This is a genomic window from Streptomyces sp. NPDC058045 (assembly GCF_042885635.1).
Lineage (GTDB): Bacteria > Actinomycetota > Actinomycetes > Streptomycetales > Streptomycetaceae > Streptomyces.
In genome coordinates, this window is record NZ_JBHVRR010000011.1 from 57,580 (window position 1) to 79,176 (window position 21,597).

Genomic DNA, 21,597 nt, shown 5'->3' on the forward strand with positions numbered 1-21,597 from the left:
CGGTTCACAGCCCGAGTCGGGACAGATCGGGGCTGCCCTCCCAGAAGCGGTACAGGTGGCGGCCCAGGAAGGTCTCGTAGCCGTCGATGCCGAGGCCGCGGAGGACGGTGTCGGCCAAGTCGAAGAACCAGCCGTTGAGTTCGGGGATCCACAGCAGCGCGAAGACGGCGAGCAGGCCGAACGGCGCGAAGGGCTCGACCTGGCGGCGGATGCCGTGGGAGAGCCAGGGCTCGATGATGCCGTAGCCGTCCAGGCCCGGGATCGGCAGCAGGTTGAGGAGGGCGGCGGTGACCTGGAGCAGGGCGAGGAAGGCGAGGGCGAAGCGGAAGGTGCCCGGGACGCCGTCGAGGGCGCCGAGCCAGTAGGGCGCGGTGCAGACGACGGCGAAGAGGACGTTGGTCAGCGGCCCGGCCGCGGAGATCAGGCTGTGCCGCCAGCGGCCCCGGATCCGGCCGCGTTCGATGAAGACGGCGCCGCCGGGCAGCCCGATCCCGCCCATGATCACGAACAGCACCGGCAGCACGATGCTCAGCAGGGCGTGGGTGTACTTCAGCGGGTTGAGCGTGAGATAGCCCTTGGCGCCGACGGAGATGTCCCCGCTGTGCAGGGCGGTGCGGGCGTGGGCGTACTCGTGGAGGCAGAGGGAGACGATCCAGGCGCCGGTGACGAAGAGGAAGACGGCGATGCCCGGGTTGTCCGCGAAGCCGGTCCAGACCGCCCAGCCGGCGACGGCGGTGACGGCCGCGATCCCGAGGAAGACGGGGCTGATCCTGCGGTCGCCGCTGCGGGCGGTGGCGGTGGTCATCGCGGTGTGCTCCCGGGTGCGCGGCGGCGGTGGGCGGTGGCTCAGGCGGTGGGGGCCGGGCTGCCGGCGGCGCGGGCCCGCCGTACGCAGTACCAGGTCATGTTGGAGGAGAGGCCGGCCAGCAGGACCCAGAGGACGCCGACGAGCCAGACGCCCTGGACGAAGGAGACCACGGCGGCGGCGACGGCGAGCACGCAGACGGCGAGGGCGTAGCGGGCGAGGCGGGGCATGGGCGTCGGCTCCTGTCCGGGAGGTCTCGGAGGTGGGCCGCCGTCCGGCCGCGGCCGGATCGGACGGCGGAGGTCGGTCGTGGTCCGCCGTCCAGTGTCCCCCATGGCGGGCGCCCGCCCCGCCGCGGGCGCCGCTCGGACGTCAGACGTCGGTGACGCGCAGTCCGGCGTGCGCCTTGTAACGGCGGTTGACCGAGATCAGGTTGGCGACCAGGGACTCCACCTGGTGGGCGCCCCGCAGCCGGCCCGCGAAGACGCCCCGCATCCCGGGGATACGGGCGGCGAGCGCCTGCACCACATCGGTGTCGGCCCGGGACTCGCCCAGCACCAGCACATCGGTGTCGATCCGCTCCACCTCCGGGTCCTGGAGCAGTACGGCGGAGAGGTGGTGGAAGGCGGCCGTGACCCGCGACTCGGGCAGCAGTACGGCGGCCTGCTCGGCCGCGCTGCCCTCCTCCGGCTTCAGCGCGTAGGCGCCCTTCTTGTCGAAGCCCAGCGGATTGACGCAGTCCACGACCAGCTTCCCCGCCAGATCCCCGGCCAGCGCCTCCAGCGTCCTGGCGTGCCCCTCCCACGGCACGGCCACGATCACCACATCGCTCAGCCGGGCGCACTCGGCGTTCTCCGCGCCCCGCACACCGTGGCCCAGCTCCCCCGCCGCGGCGAGGGCACGCTCCTCGACCCGGGAGCCGATGACCACCTGCTGGCCGGCGCGGGCGAACCGGTAGGCGAGGCCCCGCCCCTGGTCGCCGGTGCCGCCGAGGACGCCCACCACCAGCCCCGACACATCGGGCAGCTCCCAGGGGTCGCGGGCGGGCCGGTCGGACGTCTTCGCTGCGGAGGATTCCGGGGTAGTCATGGGCCGACCCTATGCGCTGCCCCTGGCGCAGCCCGCCCCATACGGGCGTAATACGACCGAAAGCCCTTTCTCCGTGCGGAGGTTGGGGCAGGATGCGGCGCCATGGACGCGGTACGGGTGGCTCTGCTGCGCGAGGTGCTGGCGGGGACGGAGTGGCTGGGCGCCACCCGCTGCTTCGCGGGCGCCCTGCGCTCCTCGGTGGTACCGCACGGCGGCGGACTGCTGCTGGTCGGCACCGAGGAGTACGAGCCCTGGCACCTGGCGGCCCACCTGGTCGAGGAGGCCGCCTGGTCGGGGACACCGGAGCTGGCGCCGACCCTGGTACGGCACCGGGTGCGGCCCGGCGACCCGGCGCATCTGACGGTGGGCCTCGGCCGGATCGAGGCGGCGCACCGCGGGGAGACGCTGCTGGTCGTGGCCGAGGAGGAGCCGCGGGCCGGTCTGCTGGAGCGGATCCATGACGCACGGCGGGCCGGGGCGACGGTACTGGCGCTGGCCGGCGGCCGGGAGTTGGCGGCGCTGGCGCACGAGGCGCTGGCCCTGCCGGACGGCCCGCAACTCGACCTGGACACGGTGCAGCACCTGGTCAGCGCCGCCGCCGGGGAGAACGTGCTCCCCACGCCGCGTGGCCGCCGCACCTTCCGCGACCGCCTCTCCCGCCTCGCCGACCATCTGACGGCCCCGCCCCCGGACCAGTGGTGACGGCCCGCCGCGGCATCGCCTACGCCCCCGGCCGGCTCCCGTCGTCCGGCTGCTCGTCCGCGTCGGCCGGGGTGTCGTGCCAGCGGGGGTCGGTCTCCCACTCCAGGTTGCGTTCGCGTGCCGTGTCCATGGCGTGCTGGGCCTCCGCACGGGAGCCGTAGGGACCGAAGCGGTCCTTGTTGGGGCACTCCGGCCCCTCCTCGACCTTTTTGTGCTCCAGGCAGTAGAACCACTCGCCCGGCTTCCCGACCGTCCGCCTCTTGAACAGCGCCATGACCGCCACCTCGCTCCCAGACCGCACGGTTCCGGGTACCCAGCGGTACCCGCCTACGCCGCCATCGTGCCCCAACCCGGCTGGTTAGACTCACCGGTATGTCTGGCCAGTCGCTGCTCGTACCAGGGGAGCTGTCCCCCACCCGTTCCGTGCCCAAGAGCATTCCGCGCCCGGAGTACGTCGGGCGTCCCGCGCCCACCCCGTACACCGGGCCCGAGGTGCAGGACGCGGAGACCGTCGAGCGGATGCGGATCGCGGGCCGTATCGCCGCGCGGGCGATGGAGGAGGCGGCGAAGGCGATCGCGCCGGGCGTCACCACGGACACCCTGGACCGGATCGCGCACACCTATATGTGCGACCACGGCGCCTACCCGTCGACGCTGGGCTACCGCGGTTTCCCCAAGTCGCTCTGCACCTCGGTCAACGAGGTCATCTGCCACGGCATCCCCGACTCGACGGTGCTGAACGACGGCGACATCGTCAACCTGGACGTGACGGCGTTCATCGGCGGGGTGCACGGCGACAACAACGCCACCTATCTCGTCGGGGACGTCGACGAGGAGTCCCGGCTGCTGGTGGAGCGCACCCGGGAGTCGCTGAGCCGCGCGATCAAGGCGGTGAAGCCGGGCCGGCAGATCAATGTGATCGGCCGGGTCATCGAGTCCTACGCGGCGCGCTTCGGCTACGGCGTGGTGCGGGACTTCACCGGGCACGGCATCAACAGCTCGTTCCACTCCGGCCTGATCATCCCGCACTACGACAGCCCGCACGCCACCACCGTGATCCGCCCCGGCATGACCTTCACCATCGAGCCGATGCTGACCCTGGGCAGCCACGACTACGACATGTGGGACGACGGCTGGACGGTGGTCACCAAGGACCGCAGGCGCACCGCCCAGTTCGAGCACACGCTGCTGGTCACCGAATCCGGCGCGGAGATCCTCACCCTCCCCTGAGCCGTGGGGACTTCGGAGTCCGGGCGGCGGGCGAGCGCGTACGGCGCCGAGTGAGAGCGGAATCACGGGTAGGGGTGCGGCAGGACAGGTAAGGCTAGGTTAAGTTAGGTCAGCCTCAGTTCCGCTGTACCGGTCGGGCGGCAACGCCAACCCGCCCTCGAATCCGTCCTGGAGAGCCCGTATGCGAGCCGTCAGACTCACCGTCGTCACCGCCGCCGCCACCGCGGCTGCTCTGGCCTCCGTCACGGGCTGCACTCAGAAGAGCGACGCGAAGAACGGCGACGCCATCAAGGTGACCGCCGCGGACTCCACCTGCGAGACCTCCACCAAGGAGGCCCCGGCCGGCCGGATCAGCCTGGACATCGAGAACAAGGGCGCCAAGGCCACCGAGGTCGAGATCCTCTTCCCGGACGACCGGATCGTCTCCGAGAAGGAGAACATCGGCCCCGGCACCACCTACACGCTGACCGCCGAAGTGAAGGCCGGTGACTACGAGATCGCCTGCCGGCCCGGCATGAAGGGCCACGGCGTCCGGCAGAAGCTGACCGTGACCGGCGACGGCAAGACCACCGAGCGCGACCCGAAGCTCGACCAGGCCGTGGCCGACTACCGCGCCTATGTGCAGGAGCAGGCCGACCAGACGCTGCCCAAGGTCAAGGTCTTCACCGACGCCGTGGAGAAGGGCGATCTGGCGGCGGCGAAGAAGGCGTACGCGCCGTCCCGCCTCGGCTGGGAGCGGACCGAGCCGGTGGCCGAGTCCTTCGGTGACATCGACCCGAAGGTGGACGTCCGCGAGGACGGTCTGGAGGACGGCCAGGACCCGAAGACCGACTGGACCGGCTGGCACCGCCTGGAGAAGTCCCTCTGGCACGACCAGAGGATCGGCGCCACCGAGAAGAAGCTCGCCGGGCGGCTCCACACCGACCTGGTGGACTGGCAGAAGCGCGTCGGCAAGGCCGAGATCACCCCCACCTCCATGGCCAACGGCGCCAAGGAGCTGCTGGACGAGGTCGCCACCGGCAAGGTCACCGGCGAGGAGGACCGCTACGCCCACACCGACCTGGTCGACTTCCAGGGCAATGTGGAGGGCGCGAAGAAGGCGTACGAGCTGCTGAAGCCGGTGGCGGCGAAGCACGACCCGGCACTCACCAAGGAGTTGGACAAGCAGTTCGCCGCCCTGCAGAAGCTCCTCGACGGCTACCGCACCGGCGGCTCCGACTCCTATGAGTTCACCTCCTACGACAAGGTCGGCAAGGCGGACCGCAAGGAACTGTCGGACGCGGTCAACGCGCTGGCCGAGCCGCTGTCCAAGCTGGCCGCGGCCGTCGCGAAGTGAGCGGGGAGGGACCGGTGGGAGAGGAACCCATGGCTGAACAGCAGTCCGGCGAGCCCGAGTCCGGGGAACCGGCGGCTGCGGCGGGGCACAAGCCGTCCCGGCGCACCCTGCTGGGCTGGGGCGGCGCGGGGCTCGCGGTGGGCGCCGCGGCCGCCGGCGGCGCGGTGGCCGTCGCGCAGTCCGGGGAGTCCGAGGCCCATGCCGGTGCCGGTGGCGAGGTGGCGTTCCACGGGCCGCACCAGGCCGGTATCGCCACCGCCGTCCAGGACCGGCTGCACTTCGCGGCGTTCGACCTGAAGACGGACGACGCGGACGCCTTCGCGGACCTGCTGAAGGAGTGGACGCGGGCCGCCGCCCGGATGACGGCCGGTCACGCGGTGGGCGACGGCGCCTTCGGCGGGCTCGCCGAGGCCCCGCCCGACGACACCGGCGAGGCCCTCGGGCTGAAGCCGTCCCGGCTGACCCTCACCATCGGCTTCGGCCCCTCCCTCTTCGAGAAGTTCGGCGAGCGGCTCGCCGGGCGCCGGCCGGAGGCGCTGGCGGAGCTGCCCAAGTTCCCCGGGGACAACCTGGAGAAGGCCCGCAGCGGCGGCGACCTGTGCGTCCAGGCCTGTGCCGACGATCCGCAGGTCGCGGTGCACGCCATCCGCAATCTGGCCCGGATCGGCTTCGGCCGGGTCGCCGTCCGCTGGTCCCAACTGGGCTTCGGCAAAACGTCGTCCACCACCCCGGGCGCCCAGACGCCCCGTAACCTCCTCGGCTTCAAGGACGGCACCCGCAACATCGACGGCACCGACACCGCGCGGCTGGACAAGCATGTGTGGGTCGGCGCAAAGGACGGCCAGGACTGGCTGACCGGCGGCTCCTATCTGGTGGCCCGCCGGATCCGGATGAACGTCGAGACCTGGGACCGGGCCTCCCTCCAGGAGCAGGAGGACGTCTTCGGCCGGGACAAGGGCGAGGGCGCGCCCGTCGGCCGGTCCAAGGAGCACGACGAGCCGTTCCTGAAGGCGATGAAGCCGGACGCGCATGTGCGGCTCGCCCACCCGGACACCAACGACGGGGCGACCATCCTGCGCCGCGGCTACTCCTTCACCGACGGCACCGACGGCCTCGGCCGGCTGGACGCGGGCCTGTTCTTCCTCGCGTACCAGCGCGATCCGCGGACCGGGTTCATTCCGGTGCAGCGCAGGCTGGCGCGGCACGACGCGCTCAACGAGTACATCCAGCACGTGGGTTCCGCGGTCTTCGCGGTCCCGCCCGGCGTCCGCGGCAAGGACGACTGGTGGGGCCGCGCACTGTTCGAGCAGCGCTGAGAACGGGCTTGAGTACAGCTCGGGAACGGGCTTGAGGAAGGGCGGACACACAGCATGTTCGGCAACTACCTGATCGGTCTGCGCGAGGGGCTCGAAGCGAGCCTGGTGGTGTGCATCCTCATCGCGTACCTGGTGAAGACCGGGCGGCGGGACGCGCTGCGGCCGGTGTGGGCGGGTATCGCGGTGGCGGTGCTGCTGGCGTTCGGCTTCGGCTGCGCGCTGACCTTCGGCTCCCAGGAGTTGACCTTCGAGGCGCAGGAGGCCCTGGGCGGCTCCCTGTCGATCGTCGCGGTCGGCCTGGTCACGTGGATGGTGTTCTGGATGCGGCGTACCGCCCGGCACCTGAAGCAGGAGCTGACCGGCAGGCTGGACGCGGCGCTCCAGATGGGCACCGCGGCCCTGGTCGCCACCGCCTTCCTCGCGGTGGGCCGGGAGGGCCTGGAGACGGCGCTGTTCGTGTGGGCCTCGGTCCGCGCCTCCAACGACGGCACCCACGGCCCGCTGATCGGGGTGCTGCTCGGCCTGGCCACCGCGGTGGTGCTGGGCTGGCTCTTCTACCGCGGCGCGCTGCGGATCAACCTGGCGAAGTTCTTCACCTGGACCGGCGGGATGCTCGTCATCGTCGCCGCCGGTGTCCTCGCCTACGGCGTCCACGACCTCCAGGAGGCCGGCTGGGTGCCCGGTCTGCGGAACCTCGCCTTCGACATCAGCGGCACCATCCCACCGGACAGTTGGTACGGCACCCTCCTCAAGGGCGTCTTCAACTTCCAGCCCGATCCCACCGTCGTCCAGGTCGCGGTGTGGGCGCTGTACCTGGTCCTGACACTCGCCCTCTTCCTCTCCCCGGTAGGGTTCGGCCCCGGGAAGCCGAAGGTGAAGGGAACCGATGCACAAGCGAGCGACTCCGCGCAGGCGCAGGCCCGTTGACCCGGCGGAGAGCGGTCGCAGGCCGCGCCGGGCGGGGGCGGCCGCCGCGGCGGTGACCGTACTGGCGCTGGCCGCGAGCGGCTGCGTCACCGTGCACGGCGAGCGGGAGAGGGTGCCGTCCGCCACGAAGGGCGAGGCGGCCCGCGCCCTCACCGCGTTCACCACCGCCTACAACAAGGCGGACCAGGCGTACGACCCGAAGCTGGACGCGGGGCGGGTGGCGGGGCCGCTGGGCGCGATCAACCAGGCCGGGCTGCGCGCCAAGCACACCAACCACCCCGACGGGAACCCGGACCACGTCGACCTGAAGCTGACCGGCGCCCGGTACACCATCCCGAGGACGGCGGGCTGGCCGAAGTTCTTCGTGGCGGAGGCCCATCCGGACACCGGCCGGGACGGCGACGCGCAGCGCGATGTGAGCTGGCTGCTGGCCTTCACCCGCAGCGGCCCGGACGCCGAGTGGCGCGCCACCTATCTGTCGGTGCTGGCGAAGGCCAAGGTGCCCCGCTTCCGTACCGGCAAGGACGGGCTGGCCGAGGCGGTCCCCGCGGACAGCGGTGAACTGGCCGTCGCCCCGGGCAAGTTGAGCCGCGCCTACACCGGTTATCTGGCGGACGGCGGGGACGGTTTCGCGCCAGGACCCGGCACCTCGCAGTGGCGCGAGCAGCGCGAGAAGAACGCGTCCCGGCCCGGGAAGGCCACCCAGTACCTCGACGCCCCGCTCGGCGACGGCGGCTACGCCCCGCTGGCGCTGCGCACCGAGGACGGCGGCGCCCTGGTCTTCTTCAGCAGCCGCCACTACGAGAAGCAGACCGCGGCCCGCGGACTCGACCTCACCGTGGACAAGGACGTGCGGGCGCTGATGAAGGGCGAGCCCAAGCAGTCCCTCACCATGGAGCGGATCGCGGGACAGGCGGCGCTCACCCCACGGCGGGGCGCCGACCCGGCCGCGGTGAGGCTGCTCAGCCGCCTCCAGGGAGTCGTCTCCGCGAAGGGCGAGTAGGGCGCCGCGGCGGTCAGCCGCGCAGCGGCCAGGCCAGCGGCACCGGCTCGCCGCCGGTGACCCGGGCGCACTCGTCGGTCAGCACCGCGAGCAGCGTCAGCGGATCGGGCAGCGGCTGCTCCGGGCCGCGCACCCAGGTCAACTCGCCCAGTTCCGCGGGGAGTCGGGACGGCGGGACCAGCACATAGCTGCCGCGGCAGTGCCAGCGCAGGCCCGGGTGCTCGTCCATGGTCTCGGGGTGGCAGTCCAGCTCGCAGGGCCACCACTCGTCCTCGTCCTCGGGCGTACCGCGGGTCAGGGTGAAGAACAGCCACCGCCCGTCCCCCGACTCGGCGACCGGGCCGACCTCCACGCCCGCCTCCAGCAGCCGCCGCAGCGCCTCCCGCCCGGCCTCGACGGGTACGTCCAGCACATCGTGGACCATGCCGGTGGCGGTGATGAAGTTGGCCTCGGGCTGGTGCCGGGCCCAGCGCTCGATCTGGGAGCGGTCGGTGGTGGACTGAGTCTGCCAGGCGAAGGAGACCGGATGCCGGGCCGGGGTGGGGCAGCCGACGCGGTCGCAGGAGCAGCGGTAGCCGCTGGGGTGGGCGGCGGGCGACAGCGGGAGCCCCGCGGCGGCCGCGGCGAGCAGCAGCGCCTCACGGTCCGGTGCGTCCGCGGTGTCCCGGGGGCGGCGGCGCATCCACTGCGCGAACCTGCCCCGACCACCGGACCGGTGACCGAACTCTGCGCCCATCTAACCCCTCGCCTTCGCCTTCACCGATGTCGCCGTACCGTATCGCCGTGCCCTTGGCCGACGGCCGGGCCGTCGCCCCGTGCGAGGTTCCATGGTCCCACCATCCTGCTCCCGGCGTGGGCGGCCCGCGTATCCGGGGTCCCCGGCCGGTGTGCGCGGGCGCTCAGGAGGGGCGCAGAGCCAGCCCGCACCAGGTCAGCGGGGGACCAGGCCGTACAGGGCGTAGTCGACCAGGGTCTCGGCGTAGGCGTGGGTGAGGGGGCCGGTGTGCTGGAGCCAGCGCTGGGCGAGCGGGGAGACGAACAGCTCCAGGGCGATCCTCGGGTCGACGTCGCCGCGGAGCTGCCCGGTCTGCTGGGCGCCGCGCAGCCGTTCCACATAGAGCTGGAGCTGCGGTTCGAGGAGGGCGGCGACGAACTCGCGGCCGAGCCGCTCGTCGACCACGCCCTCGGCGGCGAGGGCCCGGGTGGGTGCGTCGAAGGCGGGGTCGAGCAGTTCGTCGACGGTGGCCCGCAGGACGAACTTGAGGTCGGCGGCGAGGTCCCCGGTGTCGGGGAAGGTGTCGGACTGCCCGCCGGCCGCCTGCGCGGTCTGCTCCGCGAGATCGAGGAAGGCCTCCAGGAGTACGTCGGCCTTGGAGGACCACCAGCGGTAGATGGTCTGCTTGCCCACGCCGGCCCGGGCGGCGATGCCCTCGATGGTGGTGCGCTGGTAGCCGTTCTCGGCGACGAGGGCCAGCGCGGCGGCGTAGATGGCGCGGCGGGAGCGCTGGCTGCGCCGGGTGGAGTCGGGTGCCTTGGCTTCGGCCTGCTTCTGGGACATGCCGCGAATCTACCGCGCACCCCATCAGGCGAGACGCCCCGTCTCCGACCCGGCTCCGACCCCGGTTCCGGCCCCCGTTTTCCTCGCCGTAGCGCGGAGGGTGGGATTCCGGTGACCTGCGGCGTCCGGCGATTCCAGAACCCCCCGATCGCTTCTCGCGGAACCGTGGGCACGGCGGGCCGCCGGGCCCCACCATGGGCTCACCTGTCCCTGCGGTACGTGAGGAGCCCTCGTTGCTTCGTGAGTCCCGTCACGCCACACCCCGGCGTTATCTGATGTGCCCACCGGCACACTTCAAGGTCACGTACTCCATCAACCCCTGGATGGATCCCAGCAAACCGGTCGATGTGCCGCTGGCACTCGCCCAGTGGGAAGTACTGCGTGACCGCTACCGCTCCCTCGGCCACACCGTCGAGGAGCTGACCCCGCTGCCCGGACTGCCCGACATGGTGTTCGCGGCGAACGGGGCGACGGTGATCGGCGGCCGGGTCCTCGGCGCCCGTTTCGCCCATCCTGAGCGGGCCGCGGAGGCCGCGGCCCACCTTGAGTGGTTCCGGACCCACGGCTACGGCGAGATCCGTGAACCGCTGGAGGTCAACGAGGGCGAGGGGGACTTCGCCGTCACCGCCTCCTATGTACTGGCCGGCCGCGGCTTCCGGGCCAGTCCCCTCTCGCACGGGGAGGCTCAGGAGTTCTTCGGCCGGCCGGTGATCGGGCTCGAACTGGTCGACCCGCGCTACTACCACCTGGACACCGCGCTGGCCGTCCTGGACGAGGCGGGGGACGAGGTGATGTACCACCCGGCGGCCTTCTCCCCGGGCAGCAGGGCGGTACTGCGGCAGCTCTTCCCCGACGCGCTGGAGGTCGACGCGGCGGACGCGGCGGCGTTCGGCCTGAACGCGGTGTCGGACGGGCGGAACGTGCTGCTGCCGCAGGCCGCGCTGGGCCTCTTCGAACCGCTGCGGGAACGCGGCTTCGAACCGCTCGGCGTCGACCTGGGTGAACTGCTCAAGGGCGGCGGCAGCGTCAAGTGCTGCACCCTGGAGCTGCGGACGGACTAGACCCTGCCTAGCCGGGGTCTCCGGCGGGTGGGGCGGGCGGCCAGGGGTCGCCCCACCCGGTGTCGCGGGCGGCGCGGTAGGCGGTGCCGTGCCGTTTGGTGACGGTGGCGCCGCCCAGGGTGCCGTCCGCGGCGCACAGCTCCAGCAGGACCTGGCCCTTGCGGATCTGCGGCCGCCTGGTGATCCGGGCGGCCGCGGGCCGCGGGGTGAACAACTCCGGCCGTACCGCGGCCACATAGCTGAACTTCTCGTCCTCGTACGCGAGGGAGCCGCCCTTGACCCTGCGGTGCAGGGAGGAGCGGCTGACGCGGGCGGAGAAGTGGCACCAGTCGGCGCCGGGCGCGATGGGGCAGGCCCCGTCGTGGGGGCAGGGCGCGGCGATCCGGAACCCGGCCGCCAGCAGCCGGGTGCGGGCTTCCCGTACCCGGGCGTAGCCCTCGGGGGTGCCCGGTTCCACGATCACCACCGCGGGCGCCGCGTCCGCCGCCGCGTCGACGACCTGCTGCCGCCCCTCCGCGGTCAGTTCCCCCAGGACGTACGACACCGTGACGAGAGCGGTGCTCTCGATGGAGAGCGCTGCTCCGATCCGGGTGCGGCGCCACTCGGTGTCCCTCAACTGCGGGTGTTCCGCGGCCAGTTCCCGCCCCAGCGCGAGTGCGGGCTCGGCCCAGTCCAGTACGGTCACCGGCCGGCCGCCGCCCCAGACGGCGGTCGCCGCCCAGATCGCCGCACCGGTCCCCCCGCCCACGTCCACCTGCCCGGCCGGGGCCCAGCCGGGCGGCGCCGCCTCGGCGAGCGCGGCCAGCGCGGCGCGTACCGCCTCGAAGGTGGCGGGCATCCGGTACGCGGCGTAGGCCACCACATCGGCGCGGTCCCGCAGGACGGGGACGGCGGTGGGGGTGCGGCCGCGGTAGCTGGCGATCAGCCGCTCCACGGCGGCGGCCGCCTGCCGCGGCGGCACCCCGTCCAGCGCCCCGTCCAGTACCTCACGCAACGCCGACCCGGCGGCAGCACTCCCGTTCACCCGGCAATCGTAGGGCCGGCGCCGGACCCGCCCGTACCGGCGGCCGGTTGCCGTACCGGTCAGCGCACCGCGCGGGCCAGGTGGGTGGCGGCGCGGGCGCGGGGCTCGCTGCTGGCTCCGCCCTCGGGGCGCCGCGGGTGGACGGTGTTGGCGAGCAGGACCAGGAAGGTGTCGGTGGCGCGGTCCAGGACCAGCGAGGTGCCGGTGAACCCGGTGTGCCCGGCGGCCCCGCGCCCCGCCAACTCCCCCATGAACCAAGGCTGGTCGACGAGGAAGCCCAGCCCCGGCGGACGCAGCAGCAGCTCGGTGAAGTCGGTGCCGAGGATACGGGCCGTGCCGTAGGCGCCGCCGGAGAGCAGGGTGCGGCAGAGCACCGCGAGGTCGCCCGCGGTGGAGAACAGCCCGGCGTGCCCGGCGACCCCGCCCAGCGCCCAGGCGTTCTCGTCGTGCACCTCCCCGCGCAGCAGCCCGCGGTCCACCTTGGCCCAGGGGCGCCGCTGGTCCTCGGTGGCCGCGGCGCCGGGCCGGCGGCCGAAGCCGGTGGCGGTCATCCCCAGGGGCCGGGTGATGCCCTCCCGCACCAGTACGTCGAGGGGGCGGCGGGTGAGGCGTTCCAGCAGGTGCTGGAGGAGCAGCGGATTGAGATCCGAGTAGAGGTGGACGCCGGGCGGGCCGACGGGCTCCTGGGCTCGCAGGGCGGCCAACCGGTCGGCGGGGGTGGGCAGTTCGTACAGGGGGATCTCGGGCGGCAGGCCGGAGGTGTGGGTGAGGAGCTGGCGGACGGTGACGCGGTGCCGGTCGGCGGCGTGGAAGTCCGGCAGATAGGCGCCGACGGGGGCGTCGATGCCGAGGGTGCCGCGCTCCAGTTGCTGCACGGCGGTGATCGCGGTGAAGAGCTTGGTGAGGGACGCCAGGTCGAAGGGGGTGCCGGGGCGCATGGGCTGCCACTGCTCCCGGGGCAGTTCGACGCCGCTGCCGGTCTCCGGGTCGTGGGCGGCGTAGCGCAGCGCCCACCCGGCGGCCTCCTCGACGGCGATCACGGGACCGCGGCCCGCGAGGACCACACTGCCCGCACACCAGGGCCGCGGCCCGCGGTGCAACGCCCTTACGCCGCACACCAGTTGGGCGAGAGCGTCCGGGTCGAGTCCGGCGCGGTCCGGGGTGGCGCGGCGCAGGCGCGGAGTGCTCAGCGGTCCACTCCCTTCGCGGGGCGGGGCACCGCAGCGGCGGGCGCCTCGGTGCCGAGTCCGGGCCCGGGGCCGTTGCGCCAGGGCCGGCACAGACCGAGGAAGCAGCCGAGCGCGAGCAGCGCGCCCGCCAGTTGCACCACGGCCATCGGTACGGCGGTGTGCTCACCGGCGATACCGACCAGCGGCGAGGCCACCGCCCCGATGAGGAAGGAGAAGGTGCCGATGAGGGCGGAGGCGGACCCGGCGGCGTGCGGGGTGCGGAGCAGGGCGAGCGCATTGGTGTTGGGCATGGCCAGACCCATCGCGGCCATCAGCACGAACAGCGCCACCGCGACGGGGGCCAGACCGACCCGGCCGAAGACGCCGCTGGTCATCACCAGCAGTGCGGCGGCGGCGAGCGCTATCAGCGTGAGCCCGACCCCGAGCGCCTTGTCCAGGCTGACCCGGCCGACCAGCAGCTTGCCGTTGATCTGCCCGACGATGACCATCCCGATCGAGTTGGCCCCGAAGAGCAGCGAGAAGGTTTGCGGCGATGCGCCGTAAATGTCCTGAACGACGAAGGGGCTCGCGCTGATGTACGCGAACAGCGCGGCGAAGGCGCAGCCGCCGGCCAGGGTGTAGCCGGTGAAGACGCGGTCGGCGAGCAGCCCCCGCATGGTGCGCAGCGCCGTACCGACCCCGCCCGCGTGCCGCCGCTCCGGCCCGAGCGTCTCCGGAAGCCGCAGGAAGACGACCGCCGTGAGCAGGACCCCGACACCGGTGAGGACGAAGAAGACGCCCCGCCAGTCGGTGACCCGCAGCACCTGCCCGCCGATGAGCGGCGCGACGACCGGGGCGACACCGGAGATCAGCATCAGGGTGGAGAAGAACCGCGCCATCTGCACCCCGTCATAGAGGTCGCGGACGACGGCACGGGCGATGACGATCCCGGCGGCACCGGCCAGCCCCTGCGCCAGCCGGAAGGCGACGAGCAGTCCGACGCCGGGGGCGAAGGCGCAGGCTGCGGTGGCCACGACATACACCAGCAGCCCGATGAGCAGCGGGCGCCTGCGGCCCCATCGGTCGCTCATCGGGCCGACGGCGAGCTGCCCGAGCGCCATCCCCGCGAGGCAGGCGGTGAGCGTGAGTTGCACGGTCGCGGCGGGCGCGCCCAGCGAGCCGGTCACCTGCGGCAGCGCCGGCAGATACATGTCCATGGACAGCGGCGGCATGGCGGTGAGCCCGCCGAGGACGAGCGTGACGAGCAGACCGGTCCGCCGGGCCCGGGCGGCCCCGGGCGACACCTCCGGACCCGCGCCACCGTACGGCGCCCCGTCGTGCGATGCCCCGTCGTGAAGCGCGTCCCCGGCCCGCGTACCGTCCGCTCGCGTACCGTCCGCTCGCCCGCCGGCCCGCGTGGTGCGGTCACACTCGGACATGGTCCCTCCCCTCGGTCGGCCGGACCCCATGGTCTCAGCTCGGCGGAGGTGCCGGTCAGGGCGGGGACGGACGGGGGGCGGCTCAGGCCGGTTCGAGGCCGGGGGTGCCCGCGTGGGTGACGAAGGAGGCCGCGGTGGCGATCGGCGCCCCGGGGGTGGTGACCGCGTCCACGGTGCGGAAGTCGGCCCGCGCCAGCTCCCGGCCGAGCGCCACCCGCACATAGCCGCGCCGCCCGTCGAAGAACCTCAGATGCGGATTGGCCCTGGTGTACGCGTCCCAGGTGGGCGGTCTGCGGGTGCCGTTCCCGCCGCTGCTGATCGAGGTGGTGACGATCTCCGTACCGAGGGTGCGGGAGCCGGGGTCGTCGAAGTCCTGCTTGATGTCGAAGGCGTAGTGCACATGGACGTCGCCGCTGAGCACCATCAGGTTGGCGAGGTGGGCGGACTCGGCGCCGGCCAGGATGCGGGCCCGGGAGGCGGGGTAGCCGTCCCAGGCGTCCATGCTGACCCGGGAGGGATCGTCCGGGTCGAACTTCCGCTGGGAGAAGCAGACTTGCTGCGGCACCACGTTCCACAGCGCCGTCGAGTCCCGCCAGCCGTCGAGCAGCCACCGCTCCTGCGCGGCCCCGGTCATGGTGCGCGTCGCGGCCCCGCTCTCCGGCCCCGGCACATGCGCCCGGTCGCCGTAGGCCTGGTCGGAGCGGTACTGGCGGGTGTCGAGGAGGTCGAACTGCGCCAGGTCGCCCCAGTGCAGCCGCCGGTAGAGCTGGGCGTCGGGACCCTCCGGGCGCTGGGCGGTGCGCAGTGGCTGGTTCTCCCAGTAGGCGCGGTAGGCGGCGGCGCGGCGCAGCAGGAACTCCTCGGCGGGCGTGCCGTGTTCATCGGTGTCACCGGCGTAGTTGTTCTCCGTCTCGTGGTCGTCCCAGATGACGGCGAAGGGGTGCGCGGCGTGCGCGGCGAGCAGGTCCGGGTCGGTCTTGTACAGGGCGTAGCGCAGCCGGTAGTCCGTCAGCGAGACGGCCTCCCGGTCGAAGACGGCGGGCAGCCGGCGGTCGGTGTACCGGCGGGCACCACCCTCGGCGTCCACCGCGTACTCGTAGAGGTAGTCGCCGAGGTGGAAGACGAGGTCCACGTCCTCCTCGGCGAGGTGCCGGTGGGCGGTGAAGTAGCCCTGGTGGTAGGCCTGGCAGGAGACCGCGGCGAAGGTGAGGGAGCCGGGTCCGGCGCCGGTGGCCGGCGCGGTGCGGGTTCGGCCGGTGCGACTGGTCCAACTCCCGGTGCGGAAGCGGTAGTAGTAGACCCGCCCGGCGTCCAGCCGGTCCACCTCGACATGGACGGAGTGGTGGTACTCGGGGTGGGCGGTGGCGGTGCCGCGGCGCACCACCCGGCGGAAGGCCTCGTCGTCGGCCAGCTCCCACTCCACGTCCACCCGCTCCCCCGGCAGCCCGCTGTCCGGTTCGTACGGCTCTGGGGCCAGCCTCGTCCACAGCAGGACCGAGCCGGGGTGCGGGTCGCCGGAGGCCACACCGAGGGTGAAGGGGTCCGTGGCGATACGGCGGGCGTCGAGTTCGGCGGCGGCCGCGGTGCCGGTGGCCGGCAGCCCGGTGGCGAAGGCGAGCGCGGCGGCGGCACCGGTCGCGCCGAGGAACCGGCGGCGGCCGAGCGCGGGCAGCCCCGGCGCCTCCGGCAGGTCCCGGGTCATCCGGCGGGCGGCGGCGCGCTGTTCGCGGGCGTGCTGCATCGTGGTGTGTCCTGCCTCGGATGTCGTCGGGCCCTCCCCCAGCGGGCGCCCTCCCGCGGCGATTGTGGCGAGCGGCACCGCGACGACCTGCGACGACGCACTGCTGTCACGTACACAACAGCCGGATGGCGGAAGGCCCGGCGGCACCCCGGCCACCCTCCCGTACGCTGCGGCCCCATGGACGACGTGCAGACCGACGACGCGGCAGCGCAGCCCTCCTCCGGTCGCTCCGCCGGCCGCTCTCCCGGGACGCCGCGGGTGGCGCTGGTCACCGGTGCGGGCTCCGGCATCGGGCGGGCGGTGGCCACCGAACTCCTGGGCGCGGGCTGGTCGGTGGTCCTCGCGGGCCGCCGCACCGGCCCCCTGGAGGAGACCGCGGCCCGCACCCCCGGCGCCCCCGCCCTGTGCGTGCGCACCGATGTGACCCGGCCCGAGGACGTGGCCGCCCTCTTCGCCGCGGTCCGCGACGGCTTCGGCCGGCTCGACCTCCTCTTCAACAACGCGGGCACCTTCGGCCCCGGCGGCGTCCCCGTGGAGGAACTGACCTACGAGGCCTGGCGGCACGTGGTCGACACCAACCTCAACGGCGCCTTCCTGTGCGCCCAGGCCGCGTTCCGGCAGATGAAGGACCAGGACCCGCAGGGCGGCCGCATCATCAACAACGGCTCCATCTCCGCCCACACCCCCCGCCCCCACTCGGTGGCCTACACCGCCACCAAACACGCCCTCACCGGCCTCACCAAGTCCCTCTCCCTGGACGGCCGCCCGTACCGGATCGCCTGCGGCCAGATCGACATCGGCAACGCGGCCACCGAGATGACGGCCCGGATGCAGACCGGCATCCTCCAGGCCGACGGGCGGCTGGCCGCGGAACCGATCATGGACGCGGCGGACGTCGCCCGCACCGTACGGCACATGGCGGACCTGCCCCTGGAGGCCAATGTGCAGTTCGCGACGGTACTGGCGACGGCGATGCCGTACGTGGGGCGGGGCTGACGGCGCGGACGGGCGTGCGTGCGGTGGCGGGGGGGCGGCCACTCGTCCGGCGGCGTTCCGCGGCAGGCGGGGCGCGCGTCCGGGGCCGCCGTGCCACGGTGGAGGGACACCCCGCGCGTACGAGGAGGACCCCACCGTGACTTGTGTCGACCGTCGTGATCTGGGCCTGCTGCTGCTCCGCCTCGGTACGGGCGGGGCGCTCGCGGCCCACGGCACACAGAAGCTGTTCGGCTGGTTCGGCGGCTACGGTGTCGAGGGCACCGCGCAGTTCATGGAGAGCCTCGGCTACCGCCCCGGCAAGCCGAGCGCCCTCGCCTCCGGACTCGCCGAAGCGGGCGGCGGCACTCTGCTCGCCCTCGGCCTGGCGACCCCGGCGGCCGGCTCCGCCGCGGCCGCCGGTATGGCGGGCGCCGCCGCCATCCACGCCCCGCACGGCTTCTGGGGCAGCGAGGGCGGCTACGAACTCCCCGCCGCCTTCGGCCTGATCGCCACCAGCCTCGCCGTCGCGGGCCCCGGCCGGCTCTCCCTCGACGCGGCCACCGGCAACTGCCTCAACCGGCCCTGGATGATCCCCCTCGCCCTCGCCGCCGCCGGAGCAGCCGCCGCCTCCGCCATCTGCGCCCGCCAACGCAACCTGCACGAAACCCAGGGCGCCGCCGACCAGGAACCCACCACCGAGGCCCCCGGCGACGAGTGACGACGGTCAACGGGGGCTCGCCGGTTGCCAGTTGCTGGTTACCAGTTGCCGGCCGGGCTCACCGGGCGGGCGCGGTGGGTGGCAGGCTCGGGTCCGTGACTGCCGCACCCTTGAACGACACCGAACTGTGGTCCACCATCGCCCGACTCCGCGCCTGGCTGGACGAGGCAAGCCCCAACCCGCCAGCGGAAGCACTGCTGTTGCGGATGCTGAAGCTCTCCGAGGAAGTGGGCGAGGTGGCCCAGGCCGTCATCGGCGCCACCGGCCAGAACCCCCGCAAGGGCACCAGCCACACCTGGGACGACGTCCAAGCCGAACTCTGCGACGTGGTCATCACCGCACTCGTCGCCCTCCACACCCTCACCCCCGACGCCGAACAGGTCCTCACCACCCACCTGACCCGCATCGCCCGCCGCTCCCTGGGCTCCGCCAACTCGCGGGACGCGGCGGGGACTTGACCCGCGTGTCGCCTGCTGCCTCACCGCAGGTTGGGCCGAGTCCTGCGACGCGAGTGTGCGGCGCTGGGGGTCAGTGGCTGCCCGCGAGTTCGCCGGTGAGCTTGCCGTGGAGGTCGGCGCTGGGGGTCGTTCAGGCCGGTGATCTCGACGGTCTTGCCGTGCTGCGCGTACTTGGTCTCGATGGCGTCCAGGGCGGCGACCGAGGAGGCGTCCCAGATGTGCGCGGCGGACAGGTCGATGACCACCCGCTCCGGGCCGCCCACGTAGTCGAACTGCCCGACGAGGTCGTTGGAGGAGGCGAAGAACAGCTCCCCGGTGACGGAGTAGACGACCGTGTCGCCCTCGGGGTCGGTGACGGCGGTGACCTGGGCGAGGTGGGCGACGCACCGGGCGAAGACGACCATGGCGGTGACGGTGCCGACGACGACGACGATGGCCAGGTTGCCGGTGGCGACGACGACGATCACGGTGATGGCCATCACGGCGATCTCACCGGCGGGCATCCGCTTCAGCGTCCTGGGCGCGACGGAGTGCCAGTCGAAGGTGCCGAAGGCGACCATGACCACGACGGTGACCAGCGCGGCCGGCACCTCGGTACGCCAGACCTTCGGATCGTTCAGCCAGTCGGGGCGCAGGCCACGCAGGCACGCGGCGGGAGTCACAGCAGCGGAGGACAAGGAGATCTGTACCTGTCGTGCTCGCGCACACCCCACCGGAGGGCCGGGGTGTGCTGTACGGGAAGGACGCGCGGGGCCGGGCCGACACCCTGCGGACTGTCCACGGGGCGGGCCGGACGGCTCACATTCGGGGGCGAAGGGTCAGGGCGGGCAGGCGGCGGAGATCGGCGTCCTGGGCTCGCGCACGCCCTCTCCCTGCAAGAATCGGGTCTTCGCCGGGGGCGCCATCGGCCCCGGAACGGCAGCGGCGGGGCAGCCGCACCGCCCTCACCATCAGCAACTCTGCCCTAACGTTAGGGTACGAATCGGTGGGGTCGCGCGGACCACCCCGGCCGCCACGACTGGAAGGGCCAGGCACGGGCGTGGACGACAAGCACATGCAGATCGGCGAGGTCGCCGCACGAACCGAACTGTCCCTGCGCACCATCCGGCACTACGAGGAAACCGGCCTGGTCACCCCCTCCGCCCGCTCCCGGGGCGGCTTCCGCCTCTACACCGGGACCGACGTCGCCCGGCTCATGGTCATTCGCCGGATGAAACCCCTGGGCTTCACCCTGGAGCAGATGCGCGAACTCCTCGACGCCACCGACCGCTTGGACGCCGACGAGGCACTCGCCCCCGACGAGCGCCAGGCCCTGCTGGCGCGCGTACGCACCTATCGGCAGGCCGCCGACGAGCAAGTGGTCAAGCTACGGGTCCAGTTGGCCCGCGCCGAGGACTTCGCAGCCACCCTGGCCGCCCGCCTGGAGCAGGACACTCCGGTGGAACACGACACTCCGGCCGACGGCTTCTAGGGCGGGCGCTGGGGTCGGATCACCTCTCACGCACACCCCGGAGCACCGCTCACAACACAGAGCACCGCTCATAAACCAGAGCACTGCTCACGCCGAATCCGAGAGCACCGCACACCAACGAGAGCGCCGCTCACTCGCAGCGGCTGAGAGCACCGCTCACCCCCGAGAGCACCGATCGCGCCCCCGTGGGTCAACCGATCGGATGACATCCGGGTCAACCGTCCCGCAGCCCGGGACCAGCCGGTACACCGACGGGCAGAGGTCTCCCCCGGCCTGAGAGTGGAGTCACGACGCAGAAAGCGCCGAGCCACTCGACACCGCGACAACGCGACACCACAGGGAGCCACCCGTCATGCAGCACAAGGCCAAGAAGTTCTCCACCCGCGCCCGGGTCATCACCTCCGCCGCCGCGCTCGCCGTGGTCGGTGCCGGCACCGTCGGCGCGATGTCCGCCTCCGCCGAGAGCCCGGCCACCGCGCCTGCCGCTGCCCACGCCCCCGCCTCGGTGCGGGGCAAGCTGACCACGACCAGCACCCACCTCTCCGTGGACGCCGCCACCGACGCCGCGCGGGCCGCGATGAACGCCGCGAAGAAGGAGGGCCAGAAGGTGAGCGTCGCGGTGGTGGACCGCGACGGCAACACCATCGTCACCCTCCGCGGCGACGGCGCCGGCCCGCAGGCCTACGAGTCGGCGGTCAAGAAGGCCTACACCGCGGTCTCTTGGAACGCGCCCACCTCCGACCTGGTCAAGCGACTCGACCAGGCGCCGACACTGAAGGACATCCCGGACACCCTGTTCCTCGCCGGCGGCGCCCCCGTCGACTACAAGAACGCCCCCATCGCGGGCATCGGTGTCGCGGGCGCCCCCTCCGGCGACCTGGACGAGAAGTTCGCCCAGGCCGGCGTCGCCTCCCTCAACGGCTGACGCACCCTCCCCCCGTACGCACGCCGGGCGGCCCGATCCCACGCCGGAAGCCTTCGCCGCACACCGCGAAAACGGCCGGACGGCACCAGGAGCAGGAGGAGCCCCCCATGCCACCGACCGCACCCGCGACGGCACACCGGACCACCCGCGCCGCGCGACTGCTCACCGCCCTGGCCGCCGCCGCACTGCTGGCCGGTTGCGCCACGGGCAACGGCGACCCGGCTGCCGCCGCGGACACCACTGCCCGAACCACCTCCCCCGCCACCGCGCCCGCGAAAGACACCCTGCTGGTGACCGACTTCGGCGCCGACACCGTCACCTTTGCCGACCCCTCCCGAAGCGGCGAAAAGGGCGGCGGGAAGGCCGAGTTGGGCTCCGTACGGGTAGGCACCGCGCCGTACGGGATCGCGCTCGGCGACGGCGGCACCGCCTGGGTGGCGACCGCGGAAGGTGTCGCCGCCGTCGACACCAAGACCCGCGCACGCACCGCCCTCATCCCCCACACCGTCGACACCGGCCCCGCGACCACGCTGGGAATGGTGGTGTTGTGACGCCAGGTGAAGACGGGGGCGGCAACGGCCCTACCGCATCGGCTTGATGGGGCGCTGGGTAGTCTCCTCTCGTGTCGGTGGGGGGAGTTGACCGGTGGG

At 73.1% G+C, this 21,597-nt stretch carries 23 protein-coding genes and 1 pseudogene; 13 read left to right on the forward strand and 11 right to left on the reverse strand.

Annotated elements, in window-relative coordinates; translation table 11 throughout:
* Nucleotides 1-4: 4 nt before the first annotated feature.
* The 3 genes from ACFVST_RS09660 to npdG are packed head-to-tail and all read right to left on the reverse strand — an operon-like array spanning nt 5 to nt 1,894.
* On the reverse strand, nt 5-805 hold the full coding sequence (locus ACFVST_RS09660) for a site-2 protease family protein (protein WP_390148595.1): 801 nt from the start codon (nt 803-805) through the stop codon (nt 5-7).
* A gap of 41 nt (nt 806-846) precedes the next feature.
* The gene (locus ACFVST_RS09665) at nt 847-1,140 is read right to left on the reverse strand and encodes a hypothetical protein (RefSeq protein ID WP_390148596.1); all 294 of its coding nucleotides are present in this window, start codon (nt 1,138-1,140) and stop codon (nt 847-849) included.
* Between the two features lie 37 nt (nt 1,141-1,177).
* On the reverse strand, nt 1,178-1,894 hold the full coding sequence (gene npdG, locus ACFVST_RS09670; protein ID WP_390148598.1) for an NADPH-dependent F420 reductase: 717 nt from the start codon (nt 1,892-1,894) through the stop codon (nt 1,178-1,180).
* Nucleotides 1,895-1,996: 102 nt separating this feature from the next.
* Here npdG and ACFVST_RS09675 point away from each other — a divergent pair, with 102 nt between their 5' ends.
* Nucleotides 1,997-2,596, forward strand: a complete 600-nt coding sequence (locus ACFVST_RS09675) for a hypothetical protein (protein ID WP_390148600.1) — start codon at nt 1,997-1,999, stop codon at nt 2,594-2,596.
* A gap of 19 nt (nt 2,597-2,615) precedes the next feature.
* On the opposite strand, the gene ACFVST_RS09680 is transcribed toward ACFVST_RS09675, so the two are convergent.
* Complete coding sequence (locus tag ACFVST_RS09680) at nt 2,616-2,870, reverse strand: hypothetical protein (RefSeq protein WP_390148602.1); 255 nt, start codon at nt 2,868-2,870, stop codon at nt 2,616-2,618.
* Between the two features lie 98 nt (nt 2,871-2,968).
* Here ACFVST_RS09680 and map point away from each other — a divergent pair, with 98 nt between their 5' ends.
* The 5 genes from map (at nt 2,969) to ACFVST_RS09705 (ending at nt 8,408) form a co-directional block, all read left to right on the forward strand.
* Nucleotides 2,969-3,826 carry a type I methionyl aminopeptidase gene (map, locus tag ACFVST_RS09685; RefSeq protein WP_390148603.1) on the forward strand — a complete coding sequence of 286 codons (858 nt, stop codon included), beginning with the start codon at nt 2,969-2,971 and terminating at the stop codon, nt 3,824-3,826.
* A gap of 181 nt (nt 3,827-4,007) precedes the next feature.
* A complete protein-coding gene (gene efeO / locus ACFVST_RS09690) occupies nt 4,008-5,162 on the forward strand; it encodes an iron uptake system protein EfeO (RefSeq protein ID WP_390148605.1) in 1,155 nt (384 codons plus the stop codon).
* A 29-nt stretch (nt 5,163-5,191) separates the two neighbouring features.
* Nucleotides 5,192-6,478: an iron uptake transporter deferrochelatase/peroxidase subunit gene (efeB, locus tag ACFVST_RS09695; protein WP_390148607.1), complete on the forward strand. Its 1,287-nt coding sequence runs from the start codon at nt 5,192-5,194 to the stop codon at nt 6,476-6,478.
* A 54-nt stretch (nt 6,479-6,532) separates the two neighbouring features.
* The gene (gene efeU, locus ACFVST_RS09700) at nt 6,533-7,405 is read left to right on the forward strand and encodes an iron uptake transporter permease EfeU (protein ID WP_390148609.1); all 873 of its coding nucleotides are present in this window, start codon (nt 6,533-6,535) and stop codon (nt 7,403-7,405) included.
* A complete protein-coding gene (locus tag ACFVST_RS09705) occupies nt 7,365-8,408 on the forward strand; it encodes a hypothetical protein (RefSeq protein WP_390148611.1) in 1,044 nt (347 codons plus the stop codon). The genes efeU and ACFVST_RS09705 overlap by 41 nt, the downstream gene beginning before the upstream one ends.
* Nucleotides 8,409-8,421: 13 nt before the next feature.
* On the opposite strand, the gene ACFVST_RS09710 is transcribed toward ACFVST_RS09705, so the two are convergent.
* Together ACFVST_RS09710 and ACFVST_RS09715 are read right to left on the reverse strand one after the other, a co-directional pair.
* Nucleotides 8,422-9,144, reverse strand: a complete 723-nt coding sequence (locus tag ACFVST_RS09710; RefSeq protein ID WP_390148612.1) for a bifunctional DNA primase/polymerase — start codon at nt 9,142-9,144, stop codon at nt 8,422-8,424.
* Nucleotides 9,145-9,339: 195 nt separating this feature from the next.
* A complete protein-coding gene (locus ACFVST_RS09715; RefSeq protein WP_390148614.1) occupies nt 9,340-9,966 on the reverse strand; it encodes a TetR/AcrR family transcriptional regulator in 627 nt (208 codons plus the stop codon).
* Nucleotides 9,967-10,160: 194 nt separating this feature from the next.
* Here ACFVST_RS09715 and ddaH point away from each other — a divergent pair, with 194 nt between their 5' ends.
* On the forward strand, nt 10,161-11,027 hold the full coding sequence (ddaH, locus tag ACFVST_RS09720) for a dimethylargininase (protein WP_390148616.1): 867 nt from the start codon (nt 10,161-10,163) through the stop codon (nt 11,025-11,027).
* Between the two features lie 7 nt (nt 11,028-11,034).
* Here the strand turns inward: ddaH and ACFVST_RS09725 are convergent, their stop codons facing one another.
* From ACFVST_RS09725 to ACFVST_RS09740, 4 genes are all read right to left on the reverse strand, one after another.
* Nucleotides 11,035-12,051, reverse strand: coding sequence for a small ribosomal subunit Rsm22 family protein (locus ACFVST_RS09725; protein WP_390148618.1), 1,017 nt, complete (start codon nt 12,049-12,051; stop codon nt 11,035-11,037).
* 59 nt (nt 12,052-12,110) lie between these two features.
* Nucleotides 12,111-13,241, reverse strand: a complete 1,131-nt coding sequence (locus ACFVST_RS09730) for a serine hydrolase domain-containing protein (RefSeq protein ID WP_390148764.1) — start codon at nt 13,239-13,241, stop codon at nt 12,111-12,113.
* Nucleotides 13,238-14,452 (reverse strand): multidrug effflux MFS transporter, encoded by a 1,215-nt coding sequence (locus tag ACFVST_RS09735; RefSeq protein ID WP_390148766.1) that lies wholly within the window; start codon nt 14,450-14,452, stop codon nt 13,238-13,240. The genes ACFVST_RS09730 and ACFVST_RS09735 overlap by 4 nt, the downstream gene beginning before the upstream one ends.
* A gap of 289 nt (nt 14,453-14,741) precedes the next feature.
* Nucleotides 14,742-16,400: an alkaline phosphatase D family protein gene (locus tag ACFVST_RS09740; RefSeq protein ID WP_390148620.1), complete on the reverse strand. Its 1,659-nt coding sequence runs from the start codon at nt 16,398-16,400 to the stop codon at nt 14,742-14,744.
* Between the two features lie 177 nt (nt 16,401-16,577).
* Here ACFVST_RS09740 and ACFVST_RS09745 point away from each other — a divergent pair, with 177 nt between their 5' ends.
* From ACFVST_RS09745 to ACFVST_RS09755, 3 genes are all read left to right on the forward strand, one after another.
* Complete coding sequence (locus ACFVST_RS09745; protein WP_390148622.1) at nt 16,578-17,396, forward strand: SDR family oxidoreductase; 819 nt, start codon at nt 16,578-16,580, stop codon at nt 17,394-17,396.
* A 136-nt stretch (nt 17,397-17,532) separates the two neighbouring features.
* Nucleotides 17,533-18,093, forward strand: a complete 561-nt coding sequence (locus ACFVST_RS09750) for a DoxX family protein (protein WP_390148624.1) — start codon at nt 17,533-17,535, stop codon at nt 18,091-18,093.
* 95 nt (nt 18,094-18,188) lie between these two features.
* On the forward strand, nt 18,189-18,551 hold the full coding sequence (locus tag ACFVST_RS09755; protein WP_390148625.1) for a MazG-like family protein: 363 nt from the start codon (nt 18,189-18,191) through the stop codon (nt 18,549-18,551).
* A 70-nt stretch (nt 18,552-18,621) separates the two neighbouring features.
* Here the strand turns inward: ACFVST_RS09755 and ACFVST_RS09760 are convergent.
* Nucleotides 18,622-19,147, reverse strand: a pseudogene (locus ACFVST_RS09760) (STAS domain-containing protein); the annotation flags it as partial.
* A gap of 443 nt (nt 19,148-19,590) precedes the next feature.
* On the opposite strand from ACFVST_RS09760, the gene ACFVST_RS09765 reads away from it, so the two are divergent.
* From ACFVST_RS09765 to ACFVST_RS09775, 3 genes are all read left to right on the forward strand, one after another.
* Complete coding sequence (locus ACFVST_RS09765; RefSeq protein ID WP_390148627.1) at nt 19,591-20,022, forward strand: MerR family transcriptional regulator; 432 nt, start codon at nt 19,591-19,593, stop codon at nt 20,020-20,022.
* 352 nt (nt 20,023-20,374) lie between these two features.
* Entirely contained in the window at nt 20,375-20,947 is a 573-nt protein-coding gene (locus ACFVST_RS09770; RefSeq protein WP_390148629.1) for a heme-binding protein, read from the forward strand.
* Between the two features lie 107 nt (nt 20,948-21,054).
* On the forward strand, nt 21,055-21,498 hold the full coding sequence (locus ACFVST_RS09775; protein WP_390148631.1) for a hypothetical protein: 444 nt from the start codon (nt 21,055-21,057) through the stop codon (nt 21,496-21,498).
* Nucleotides 21,499-21,597 lie beyond the last annotated feature (99 nt).